Origin of the sequence: Mammaliicoccus sciuri, assembly GCF_002901825.1 — a bacterium.
In the GTDB taxonomy this organism is placed as follows: domain Bacteria; phylum Bacillota; class Bacilli; order Staphylococcales; family Staphylococcaceae; genus Mammaliicoccus; species Mammaliicoccus sciuri.
Genome location: NZ_PPQD01000034.1, coordinates 393725 through 406523 on the forward strand (window position 1 = coordinate 393725; position 12799 = coordinate 406523).

Annotated in this window: 13 protein-coding genes; 12 read left to right on the forward strand and 1 reads right to left on the reverse strand. The window is 32.9% G+C overall.

Annotated features, from left to right (window positions below):
• Positions 1–9 precede the first annotated feature (9 nt).
• From CD035_RS13410 to CD035_RS13430, 5 genes are all read left to right on the forward strand, one after another.
• The gene (locus CD035_RS13410) at positions 10–966 is read left to right on the forward strand and encodes a helix-turn-helix domain-containing protein (RefSeq protein ID WP_048539768.1); all 957 of its coding nucleotides are present in this window, start codon (positions 10–12) and stop codon (positions 964–966) included.
• Positions 947–2320: a RecQ family ATP-dependent DNA helicase gene (locus CD035_RS13415; protein WP_048539769.1), complete on the forward strand. Its 1374-nt coding sequence runs from the start codon at positions 947–949 to the stop codon at positions 2318–2320. Before CD035_RS13410 ends, CD035_RS13415 begins: the two co-directional genes overlap by 20 nt.
• Before the next feature lie 86 nt (positions 2321–2406).
• Positions 2407–3915, forward strand: coding sequence for a LysM peptidoglycan-binding domain-containing protein (locus tag CD035_RS13420; protein WP_048539770.1), 1509 nt, complete (start codon positions 2407–2409; stop codon positions 3913–3915).
• 24 nt (positions 3916–3939) lie between these two features.
• Entirely contained in the window at positions 3940–4578 is a 639-nt protein-coding gene (locus CD035_RS13425; protein ID WP_048539771.1) for a CBS domain-containing protein, read from the forward strand.
• 420 nt (positions 4579–4998) lie between these two features.
• Positions 4999–5985 carry a YpdA family putative bacillithiol disulfide reductase gene (locus CD035_RS13430; protein ID WP_048539772.1) on the forward strand — a complete coding sequence of 329 codons (987 nt, stop codon included), beginning with the start codon at positions 4999–5001 and terminating at the stop codon, positions 5983–5985.
• A 45-nt stretch (positions 5986–6030) separates the two neighbouring features.
• Here the strand turns inward: CD035_RS13430 and CD035_RS13435 are convergent, their stop codons facing one another.
• Complete coding sequence (locus tag CD035_RS13435) at positions 6031–6999, reverse strand: asparaginase (RefSeq protein WP_048539773.1); 969 nt, start codon at positions 6997–6999, stop codon at positions 6031–6033.
• A 74-nt stretch (positions 7000–7073) separates the two neighbouring features.
• Between CD035_RS13435 and cmk the strand changes: the two genes are divergently transcribed.
• The 7 genes from cmk to CD035_RS13470 all read left to right on the forward strand — a co-directional run bounded on the left by cmk (position 7074) and on the right by CD035_RS13470 (position 12767).
• Positions 7074–7727: a (d)CMP kinase gene (gene cmk, locus CD035_RS13440; protein WP_025907081.1), complete on the forward strand. Its 654-nt coding sequence runs from the start codon at positions 7074–7076 to the stop codon at positions 7725–7727.
• Positions 7728–7805: 78 nt separating this feature from the next.
• A complete protein-coding gene (rpsA, locus tag CD035_RS13445) occupies positions 7806–8963 on the forward strand; it encodes a 30S ribosomal protein S1 (RefSeq protein ID WP_048539774.1) in 1158 nt (385 codons plus the stop codon).
• Positions 8964–9090: 127 nt separating this feature from the next.
• Positions 9091–10401 (forward strand): ribosome biogenesis GTPase Der, encoded by a 1311-nt coding sequence (gene der / locus CD035_RS13450; RefSeq protein ID WP_025907085.1) that lies wholly within the window; start codon positions 9091–9093, stop codon positions 10399–10401.
• 19 nt (positions 10402–10420) lie between these two features.
• Positions 10421–11425, forward strand: a complete 1005-nt coding sequence (locus CD035_RS13455; protein WP_048539775.1) for an NAD(P)H-dependent glycerol-3-phosphate dehydrogenase — start codon at positions 10421–10423, stop codon at positions 11423–11425.
• A gap of 17 nt (positions 11426–11442) precedes the next feature.
• Positions 11443–11649, forward strand: coding sequence for a DUF2768 domain-containing protein (locus tag CD035_RS13460; protein WP_025907089.1), 207 nt, complete (start codon positions 11443–11445; stop codon positions 11647–11649).
• Positions 11642–12367 carry a hypothetical protein gene (locus CD035_RS13465; RefSeq protein WP_048539776.1) on the forward strand — a complete coding sequence of 242 codons (726 nt, stop codon included), beginning with the start codon at positions 11642–11644 and terminating at the stop codon, positions 12365–12367. Before CD035_RS13460 ends, CD035_RS13465 begins: the two co-directional genes overlap by 8 nt.
• A 127-nt stretch (positions 12368–12494) precedes the next feature.
• Positions 12495–12767, forward strand: coding sequence for an HU family DNA-binding protein (locus CD035_RS13470; RefSeq protein WP_016912122.1), 273 nt, complete (start codon positions 12495–12497; stop codon positions 12765–12767).
• The last annotated feature ends 32 nt before the right edge of the window (positions 12768–12799 follow it).

Consider the following 12799-nt stretch of genomic DNA (forward strand, 5'->3'; position numbering starts at 1 on the left):
GTGACTTATTTGAAACAGATTATACTGAAAACCCTTTCCATAAAGCATGAAAACAAAACTGATAAAAGTATTTATAATATTTTAATCGGTAAAAAGACCCATCAAACATATTTTGATGCAACGATTGAACATTTAAAATTGTATTATGGCTGTTTGCCAAATTTGAAATTTGAACAATTCGAACAAATTATTAACGAACCTATAGAACATATTGATGAGCCAATTATAGGCGACTTTTTCTATAGTCAGGCCATTCAATCTGTTAATACAATCTTATTATTAACTCAGATGATTAGTCAAAAAAAGCATAACCATTTAACGTATCAACCGATCATCAATGATAAAGAGATACAATTTAAAGCTAAAGAAATTTATGTACTTATTAAAGAAATAGGTGAAGATCATTTTATAGAAGAAATTTATCAGTTATTTGAAGACATGAATACATACTTCCAAACAATATATATTCACTATTTATTAGCTGGTTTTCGAGAAACGCCTTATACAATTGAACAAATTTCATTGATTGAAGAAATTGGTATAATGGATTTAAGAGAACATTTAGTAGAAGAATATCAATTTATCCAAGTAGCGATACAAAATAAAGAACGTTATCCAATATTATCTCAGATTAACTATCAACCGATGTTAAACCAACAAACGTTCACTACATATGAATTATTAAATCGCACATATGATATGGATCAACTCGCAAATATCAAACGTGTTAAGACACATACAATTCACGACCATATTATAGAGATGTACATTAAAGGTTATTTAAATGATAAGAATTTATATATTAGTGATGACCAATACGCAAGATTTGTAGAAGTTATTCAACAAACACCTAATCAAAATTTAAAATTTTACTATGAAGCGTTAAATGATTTTACATATTTCGAAATCAAACTCATGTATGTTTTGTATGCAATGGAGGGATTAAATGCTACAACAAGAACTTAAAAAGTATTTTGGATATGATGATTTTAGAAGTGGGCAAGAGGAAACAGTCCAAAACATATTAGACGGCCATGATGTGTTGAGCATCCTTTCAACTGGCGCTGGGAAAAGTTTGTGTTATCAATTGCCAGCTTATATAACAGGGGGCAGAGTGCTCATTATTTCTCCACTTATTTCTTTAATGGATGATCAAGTCGTTCAAATGAAATTAAATGGTGAGAAGAATGCTGTTGCGATCCATTCTGCTATTGATAAAAAAGAAAGGACAGACATATTTAGAAACTTATCAAATTATCAATTTATATTTTGTAGCCCGGAATTTATATATGAAGAACATAATTTTAAACGCTTTAAATCTATTGGTTTTAAATATATTGTCTTAGATGAAGCACATTGTCTAAGTGAATGGGGCTTTGATTTTAGGCCACATTATGCACTGATTTCAAAAGTCACACAATACTTTAACCAAGCACAAGTTATCGCGTTATCTGCGACTTTGACAGAAAAGATGATGCAAGATATAGAAGTGATTACAAAGCGCCAATTTAAAATACATAAAGAAGGACTCAATCGTTCAAATATTATGTACCATCATGTTAATTTTGATGATGAAAAAGAAAAAGATCATTATCTATTAGACACTATAAAAGACTCAGGACCAACCATTATCTATGTGTCATCTAAGAAGAAATGTCATGAATTAGCTGAATTGATTTATAAAGAAGGATTTTTAACAGGGATTTATCACGGAGATTTAAACTACCAAGAAAGAACAACTGTACAAACACAGTTTATTAATAATGATATTAAAATCATCGTCGCCACAAGTGCATTTGGAATGGGTATTAATAAACAAGATGTACGAACCGTTATTCATTACCATTTACCTACATCACCTTCAAAATATGTACAAGAAGTAGGACGTGCAGGGCGTGATGGCGAAGCTTCTCAAGCAATTAGTTTATTTACATCAAGTGATATTCATATTTTAAGCCATTTAGCTAATGAGCATGGAATTGATATAGATATGCTTAATTTATTCGAACAAGGGTATCAACTAAATGAGGAGATATCTAAAAATATCCAGTATCTTCTTGAATTATATCCACTTAACCAATTAAAAGAGAAAATCCAAGCTGAGCAGAACCAAAAACAATATGCATTTAGTTTTATGAGAAATTATATTCAAATCGATACATGTAGACGCACGTATTTAATGAGCTATTTTAATGAACATGTGACTCAAGATAATCATTGTTGTGACAATTGTAAGAATGCAAATTTATTAAAATTACAAAATATAAAAGAAGTCAAATACAAAACCTCTTATAAAAATAGATTAAATGCAATATTTTAATAGGATTGCTTTACTTGGTAAGTTCAACAAGGATATAATAAAGTATAATTCAATATATACAAAAAGATAATGATGAGGTGAGTTTATTGTCTAAAGATAATTTTAAAGACGAATTCGAAAAAAGTCGTCAAAAGATAGAACGACCTGAAGACAAGACACAAGAAGTAGAAAGTAACAACGAAGAGGTAAACGATCAAAGTCAGCCAAATCGAAAAGAAACAGACAACCAAAAAGAAGATAAGAAAGAACAAAGTAAACAAGAACAACAATACCCACCAAGAGGCGCGCTTAGAAGACAACGTAGAAAAGAAGAAGCTAGTAAACAGAAATCAAAAGAAGAACTACCTAAACAAGAAACACCTAAAGCTTCAGAAACACCAAATAATGAAGATAAGTCGTCTAAAAAAGCTGGTGCAGCGGGCGCTGCAGGTGCAGTTGGTGCTGGAGCAGCAGGCGCAAGTGCTGCTAACGCCAATAAAAACACTCAAAATAATAAACCAAAACAAAAAAGATCTTTAACAGATAAACCCGAATCTAAGGATCAACAACCTAAAGAACAAAATGATCATAAAAAAGCTGCAGGTGCCGCAGCTGCTACTGGTGCTGGCGCAAGTGCCGCAAGTAATTCTGCAAAACAGAATAATCCTAAAGATCAAAACAAAAAAGAGTCTCAAAAAGACAAGTCAAACGGTAAAAAAGGTGCAGCTGCTGGAGCTGCCGCAGTTGGTGCTGGTGTAGCAGCATCTGCTTCATCAAATAATAACAACAAACAAGAATCAAACAGTAAAGATAACAAAGATAAGCAATCTAAAAACAAAAAAGGTGCAGCAGCAGCGGGTGCCGGAGCAGTTGGCGCTGGCGCAGCAGGCGCTACAGGAGGCGGATCAGCCGGTGGAGGTACACCACCAAGTAATGGTAGTGGTGGACAAAACGGTGATGATAACAACTCAAATAAATTCAAGAAAGCACTTGTTCCAATAATAGCTGCAATACTTATACTTGGTGCACTTGCCTTATTCTTAGGTATGTACTTAAATGGTGCAAATAAAGATAATGGTAAAGAAATTGCTGAAAAAACAGAGCAAACTAATAGTGACGCTAAGAAAAAAGCTGATGAACAAGCTGAAAAAGATAGAGCTAAAAAAGAAAATGAAGATAAAGCGAATGACAAAGCTAAAGAATCAAATGAAGACTCTGACAAAAACAGTGATTCAAGCGACTCAAATAATGCTTCTGAAAATAGTTCAGACGAAAGTAACTCAGATTCAAACGCAAATAGTAATGAAGATAGTCAAAGCAACCAAGATCAAAACAGTGAGGATAGCGTAAATCAATCTAGTGATAGCGCAAGTAATGAAGATGTACAAAATGCAGCTGATGATGCAGCTAACAACCAAACAAATCAAAATACACAAAGTAATCAAAACCAAAATCAGTCTCAAGAATCACATACTGTAACTGGTAAAGAAAACTTATACCGTATTGCGATACAATATTATGGTAGTGGATCACCAGAGAATGTAGAAAAAATTAGACAAGCAAATGGTATTTCTGGCAATGAAATATCTCAAGGTCAGAATTTAGTAATACCATAGACATAAACAAAAGGGGATGGCTTTATGTATTTAACGAACATTATGATACCAAAAGAAAAATGTTATATCGCGAATCCGAAAGATACCATTCACTCAGCACTTGATAAATTAGAACATCATGGTATAGATGGGTTACCAGTAGTTGCTGATGGAAAGTATATTGGAATGATCACGAGATATAGTATTTTTAGACATTACTTCTTCAAAAAAGAAAATGTCTCAAGGGATGAATTTATTGAAAGTACTAAAATTGAAGAAATCTTAACGTTAGATTTACATTCATTAAATGCAAACCAAGTAGTAGAAGAATCACTACTTAATCTGCAAGATTTTCCAATATTAGCAGTTGTAAATGATGAGAAAGATTTTCTTGGTATCGTAACAAGATATGATGTTATGGAACAATTTAAATCAGCATTCGGCATGAAACAAAAAGGAATCCGTATTGCGATTACTTCTTTAGAAGCTGAAGGCAGAATTAAACGATTATCAAGTATCATTGCGAAATTCAAGCTCAACACAATTTCATTTGTAACATTTGATGAAACAGATAAAATGTATCGCAGAATGATCATCAAAGTTGAGAAAACAAATAATTTAGACAAATTCATTAAGTATTTAGGAAAAAATGGTTTCAAAGTACTTGATGTATCAGAAGAATAAATTTAGTAAGAACCTGAACATGTGCATTGTTCAGGTTCTTTTCATTTTAGTGGTGTTGAATATGGTGGTGTGGCAGCCTTTTTGAACACTTCTGCCTAAACTTGTTCGTAACGAGGGTCTTAGTTACAAAAGTCAGCCGAAATGTTACTAAGGACAGCTATAGTTACAATAGTCGGCCGAAGTGTTACTATGGGCAGCCTTAGTTACAAAACTCGGCTGAAGTGTTACTAACGGCACCAATATTTGCACTTCTTACCGAAACTGTTAATAACGACCCCAGTATTTGCACTTCTTACCAAAACTGCTAATAACACCTAGCCATTCTCAATCCCAATCTTTTCATATATTCAGTTTCATTTTATTTTACTAATCTCTCATTATTGATATAATGATTGAGGATATTATAAGGAGTGAAAGTACATGCAAGAATATGAAAGCTTAATAATCGGTGGTGGCCCTTGTGGATTGAGTGCAGCAATCGAACAGAAGAGAAAAGGTATTAATGCTGTCGTGATTGAAAAAGGTAATGTTGTAGATGCCATTTATCATTATCCTACTCATCAAACATTCTTTTCTTCTAGTGATAAACTTGGTATTGGTGATGTACCATTTATCGTTGAAGATTTAAAACCTAAAAGAAATCAAGCACTCGTTTATTATAGAGAAGTTGTTAAACATCACCAACTTGATGTAAGAACTTTTGAAGAAGTATTAGCTGTTAAAAAGGTTGATAATAGATTTTTAGTATCAACGACTAAACAAACGTATAAAGTTAGATTCTTAACAATTGCTACTGGTTACTACGGTCAACCAAATGAATTAGAAGTAGAAGGTCAAGAATTAAGTAAAGTGATGCATTATTTCAAAGAAGCTCACCCGTACTTTAATCAAGACGTTGTTATTATTGGCGGCAAGAATTCAGCTGTAGATGCAGCAATTGAATTAGAAAAAGCTGGGGCAAATGTAACAGTCTTATACCGTGGATCAGAATACTCTAAAAGCATTAAACCATGGATATTACCTAACTTTGAATCATTAGCAAAACATGAAAAAATCACGATGCATTTTAACAGTGAAGTTGAACGTATCGATGAAGACACGCTTACATTCAATAAAGAAGGTAAGTCATATACTATTAAAAATGACTTTGTCTTTGCAATGATCGGTTATCATCCTGATTATAAATTCCTAGAATCTTGTGGCGTAGAAACAATTACAAATGAATTTGGAACTGCACCTTCATATAATAAAGATACAATGGAATCGAATGTTGAGAATTTATATATCGCTGGTGTTATAGCTGCTGGTAACGATGCTAACACGATATTTATAGAAAATGGTAAATTCCATGGTGGCACAATTGCTCAAGATATTGAAAGAAAAAAGCAAACGCCTCTAGAATCATAAAAACAACCATGTTATTGGACAATTAGCCAGTAACATGGTTATTTTTTATGCAAAATATTCAACTAAATCTTCTTTAGATAAATGATTACTTAAACCAACAAGTAGTTTAAGACGTGCTTTCTGTCCATTTAATCCATTTGATAATATAATGCCCATTTGTTGAAGTTGGTATCCGCCACCTTCATATGCGTAAATACCTCCTACAATTCCATTAAATGAACGTGAAACCATTACAACCGGAATATCAGCATCGAGCAAGTTCTGAATACCTTGTAATGAAGTTGGTGGCATGTTGCCTTGACCTAGCGCTTCAATAATTAAACCGTCGTATTGTTTTTCTACAAAGAAATCTAATAAATCACTTGATAGATCCATGTGAGCTTTTACAATACCTATTTTGATATTCGGATTGATGTTTGGATATTTTTTATATGGAAAAGGTTGATGATGGAATATGACATGCGTCTTTGTAACACTGCCTATCGGTCCATAGTTAGGACTTTGGAAAGTACTCGTGTTTGACGTATGTGTTTTGGTTACATTTTTAGCTGTATGAATTTCATCATTGAATACAACCATAACCCCTTTATTTTGCGCATCATCTGTAGATGCTACTTTTAAAGCTGAAACATAATTGTATAATCCATCCGAACCTATTTCATTTGAAGATCTCATGGCACCTGTTAAAATAATAGGTAAGTTCGTATCTATTGTTAAATCTAGTAAATACGCCGTTTCTTCTAAAGTATCTGTTCCATGTGTAATCACAAATGCATCATATTCATCCCGTTCAATTGATTGCGTAATAATATCTTTCAATTGATTAATATATTGATTATTCATATGTGGGGAAGGTACTTGGAATGGATTTATTTCTGTAATATCACCTAGAGATTGTATAAATGCTTGATGTCTATGCATCGGATGTTCAGCATTTGTTTCTACTTTACCTGTATCTTTATCTTCAGACATACTAATTGTTCCACCAGTATGTATAACTAATATTCTCTTCATTTCTTTCCTCCTATTCATATGATTATAATTTATGATAAAATATATAAGATTAAAGAACAAGAGAGGTTATACAAATGAAAAAAATAAATATAGCAATAGATGGTCCAGCAGCAGCTGGTAAAAGTACAATCGCTAAACTCGTAGCGCAACATTTTAATATGATATATGTGGATACAGGCGCTATGTATAGAGCGATTACACTTTATTATATTGAGCAAGGCTCAGAAGACTTTGATCATCTTGTTAAAGAAATTGACTTAAAAATCGTATTAGATAACGGTCAACGTGTTATTTTAAACGGTAAAGATGTTTCAGAAAGAATCAGAGAAAATGATGTAACCGAAAAAGTTTCATATGTGGCCTCAAAAGAACCTGTAAGAACATTTTTAGTAGAAGAACAACAAAGATTAGCAGATGAGAAAAATGTCGTAATGGATGGTAGAGATGTCGGTACAACAGTATTACCTGATGCAGAATTAAAAGTATACATGATAGCATCAGTTGAAGAGCGTGCTATTAGAAGATTTAAAGATAATGAATTACGTGGCATCGAATCTGATATCGAATCATTAAAGATTGATATTGAACGTCGTGACCAATATGATATGAATCGTGAAATCTCACCTTTAGTGAAAGCAGAAGATGCTATTAGTATCGATACAACTGGATTGTCAATTGAAGAAGTGACAAATAAGATTGTCGAACTTGCAAAAAGCAAAATGGTCTAAATAGTTCGAATTTCTTGACAATTTAGCCGCTTTATAAGAAGTTATTATTATGATATTTATTTAAAGGAGGCAATTTTGATGACGGAAGAATTCAACGAATCCATGATAAATGAAGTGCAAGAAGGTGACAAAGTTAAGGGTACTGTACAACAAGTAGAAGATAAACATGTAGTTGTGCATATAGTGGGTGGTAAATTTGATGGCATCATTCCAATTAGCCAACTGTCAACTCAACACATCGAAACAGCTAACGAAGTCGTCAATATTGGTGATGAAATCGAAGCATTCGTAACTAAAATCGAACAAACTGATGAAAGTGGTCATTATATATTATCGAAACGTAAATTAGATGAAAATCTATCATACGAAAAGTTACAAAAGATTTTAGAAGATGACGACACAATCGAAGCTGAAGTAACTGAAGTTGTTAAAGGCGGTTTAGTCGTTGATGCTGGTATTAGAGGCTTTATTCCAGCTTCATTAATCTCTGTGAACTATATTGATGATTTCTCTGACTATTTAGGTAAAGTATTAACACTTAAAGTTGAAGAGTTAGATCAAACAAACAACAGAGTCATTTTAAGTCACAAGAAAGTTGAACAAGAAGCATTAAGTTCTAAAAAAGAAGATTTACTCAATAATATTTCACAAGGTGACGTATTAGAAGGTACTGTCGCTAGAATTGCGAACTTTGGTGCATTCATTGACTTAGGTGGCGTAGATGGACTTGTACATGTATCTGAGTTATCTCACGATCATGTTAAATCACCTGACGAAGTCGTAAAAGTTGGCGATACAGTTAAAGTTAAGGTACGTGCTGTTGACAGAGAAGCAGAAAGAATTTCTTTATCTATTAAAGATACGTTACCAAGCCCATTTGAACAAATCGATTCACAATTTACTGTTGGTGATATCGTACCAGGTAAAGTCGTGCGTTTAGCTCAATTTGGAGCATTTGTAGAAATTGCGCCTGGCTTACAAGGTTTAGTTCATATTTCTCAAATCAGCCACGAACACATCGGTAATCCTGACGAAGTATTAGAAAAAGGACAAGATGTACAAGTGAAAATTCTAGCTGTCGATAAAGATGAAGAAAGAATTTCTTTATCTATTAAAGATACAATCGAACAAGAAACTGATTTTGATGAATCATATTTAAACCAACAAGATACAGATGATGACAATCCTACTTTAGGTGATGTCTTCGGAGATAAATTAAAAGATTTTAAATTATAATATGTGTATATATAAGAGACTGGAACATAATGAAATGTTTCAGTCTTTTTTAGTTTTTTAATTCGATAGGCTAAACAGTCATCATATGTTAAAATAGAAAGGATTATGAAAGAGAGGAAGTAGGTTTATGACGAAACCCATTATAGCAATTGTAGGTAAACCAAATGTAGGGAAATCTACAATTTTTAATAGAATTATAGGCGAGAGGGTATCTATCGTTGAAGATACACCAGGTATAACGCGAGATAGAATATATTCAAGTGGAGAATGGTTAACACATGACTTCAACTTAATAGATACAGGTGGAATAGATTTAGGTGATGAACCTTTCCAACAACAAATAAGAGCACAAGCAGAAGTAGCAATTGATGAAGCGGATGTTATTATCTTTATGGTTAACGGCCGTGAAGGCGTAACTCAAGCTGATGAAATGGTCGCTAAAATATTATACAAATCAAATAAACCTGTCGTATTAGCAGTCAATAAAATTGATAATCCAGAAATGCGTAGTGAAATTTATGACTTTTATTCATTAGGATTTGGTGAACCATTCCCAATTTCAGGTTCACACGGACTAGGTTTAGGTGACTTATTAGATGAAGCAGCTAAACATTTCCCTGAAGATGACGAACCAGATTATGATGATGAGACAATTAGACTATCACTAATCGGTCGACCAAACGTGGGTAAATCTAGTTTAATCAATGCTATTCTTGGAGAAGAACGTGTCATTGTTTCGCCAATTGCTGGTACAACTAGAGATGCAATCGATACAATTTATACTTATGATGATCAAGAATATGTATTAATTGATACTGCAGGCATGAGAAAGAAAGGTAAAGTATACGAAAGTACTGAAAAATATTCAGTATTACGTGCTTTAAAAGCCATCGAACGTTCTAATGTCGTACTTGTTGTTATCGACGCTGAAGAAGGCATCATTGAACAAGATAAAAAAGTTGCTGGATATGCGCATGAAGCCGGTAAAGCAATTGTCATTGTTGTAAATAAGTGGGATACGGTTGAAAAAGATTCTAAAACAATGAAGAAGTTTGAAGAAAAGGTAAGAGATAACTTCCAATTCTTAGATTATGCACCAATTGCTTTCGTATCAGCTTTAGAAAAATCACGCTTAAAAACATTATTCCCATTAATTACGATGGCAGATGAAAACCATCGTAAACGTGTACAAAGTTCTACACTTAATGAAGTTATTACAGATGCTGTTGCGATGAATCCAACGCCTACTGATAATGGTAGAAGGTTAAACATTTTCTATGCAACACAAGTAGCGATTCAACCGCCAACATTTGTAATATTTGTTAATGATGTTGAATTAATGCATTTCTCTTACAAACGTTTCTTAGAAAATCGTATAAGAGATGCGTTCGGTTATGAAGGTACACCAGTTCATTTAATCTCAAGAAAAAGAAACTAATATCAAAGGATTGATAACTATGACAAATATAACTGTGTTTGGTACAGGAAGTTGGGGTACTGCTTTAGCAAATGTATTAGCAGACAACCAACATAATGTATTAATGTGGGGTAAGACTGAAACGACAATTAACGAAATCAACAAGGAACATAAGAATACAAAATATTTAAAAGAAATCACTTTAAATGAAAATATTAAAGCAACAACTGATTTAAAAGATGCTGTCCATCATGCATCTATCTTTATTATAGCTGTTCCGACAAAAGCCATTCGTGAAGTGAGTGAAAACATTAATGAAATCGCTTATGGCAAAAAAGTATTCATCCATGTATCTAAAGGTATCGAACCTGGTACTTTCAAACGTATTTCTGAAATGATTGATGAATCAATCGATAGCAAAATAAATGGCGGTATCGCTGTATTATCAGGACCAAGTCATGCAGAAGAAGTTGCGATTAAACATCCAACAACAGTTTCAGTATCATCTGAAAACGAAGAAGTTGCGCGCTTAGCTCAAGATTTATTTATGACGGATTATTTCCGTGTATATACGAACAATGATCTTGTCGGTATTGAAATAGGAGGCGCGTTAAAAAATATTATTGCACTTGCTGCTGGTATAACTGATGGCATTGGATATGGTGACAATGCGAAAGCAGCACTTATGACGAGAGGTTTAGCTGAAATAACACGATTAGGTGTTAAAATGGGCGCTGATCCTATGACGTTCTTAGGTCTTGGTGGTATCGGTGACTTAATCGTTACTTGTACATCTGTACATTCACGAAATTGGAAATGCGGAAATATGCTTGGTAAAGGGGCTACATTAGACGAAGCATTAGAAGAAATGAATATGGTCGTCGAAGGAGTAAGAACAACAGAAGCTGCATACAACTTAGCAAAAGAATATGATGTTGAAATGCCAATAACATCAGGGTTATATAAAGTGTTATTCGAAGATTATCCAGTTTCTGAAGGTGTCAAAGATCTTATGGAACGTGACAAAAAGTCAGAGAATATTTAAGCAAGAGGGGTATTTAAATGTTTGATATATCAAGAATGGATTTAATGTGGGTGTCATTTTATTCTATTGGTTTTATGATTTTGGCAATTATACTCGTATATTTATCAAGATTTAAATTAAAAAATAAAATCATCAGTAGTATAACAATGTTTTTAGCAGTCATTTCTCTTATTATTGCTGGTATCTTTATGATTGTTGTATTAGGTGGATCCAGCCATGCATAATTACAAAAAAATATCGATCTTATTAATATTAAGTACTTTAATTTTGTCAGCTTGTGCTTTTCCTAATAAAGAGAAAGCAGAAAACCAAGTGCCAGCGAAAGACCAATTAAGTATGGTTCAAACAGCGGTAGATGAATACAAAAAGGCGAGTGGTGGATTATTACCTATTAAAGATAGAGATGATAGTTATTCATTATACTTAAAACACCCAGTTGACTTTAATAAATTAAAGCCAAAGTTCTTATCTCAATTACCAGGTAATTCATTTGAGAACGGCGGTATTTATCAATATGTAATCATGGATGTCGACAAAGACCCTAAAGTGCATTTAATCGATTTAAGAACGTCAGAAGTCTTAAAAGATATTCGAATTCGAATAGATGCATCAGGTAAACCATTACAATTAGGTAAAAAAGTTGCACCTAATGTATATGAAATTGAATACAAAAAATATGGTTTCAAAAAACAGCCAACTGTTCCAAGTCCATATAGTAATGAACGATTACCAGTATATATGAACGGCGGAAATGATTTTGTTATTGATTATAGATTAGATTTAGCAAAAGCAATTAAAAAAGAAAAATCACTTCCTAAACCAGGTCAAGATATTCGATATTTATTATACAAAGATTCACCGATATTACCGGCTTATTCGCCTGAATTTACAATAAATAGTAAAAATGAGCCTGTTTTTAAATCAAAAGTGAAAAAATATTAATAAAAATATAGAAATTATGTATTTATAGCTTGTAAATCGTTGCAGTGGCACAGGTTGTTGTGTTAAAGTCTTATCATAATGGTATTTATACATATCATTAGATAACCTTTTGGGAGGTGAAATTGAAATGAACAAAACAGAATTAATCAACTCAGTAAGTGAAAAAGCTAATTTAACTAAAAAAGAAGCTGGTCTTGCTGTAGATGCAGTGTTCGAATCAATTCAAAAATCTTTATCTGACGGTGAAAAAGTACAATTAATTGGTTTCGGTAACTTTGAAGTACGCGAAAGAGCTGCTCGTAAAGGACGTAACCCACAAACTGGTAAAGAAATTGATATCCCTGCAAGCAAAGTTCCAGCTTTTAAAGCAGGTAAAGCATTAAAAGATGCAGTTAAATAATTGATTGTATCAAAGCCCTTTTTAAGGGCTTT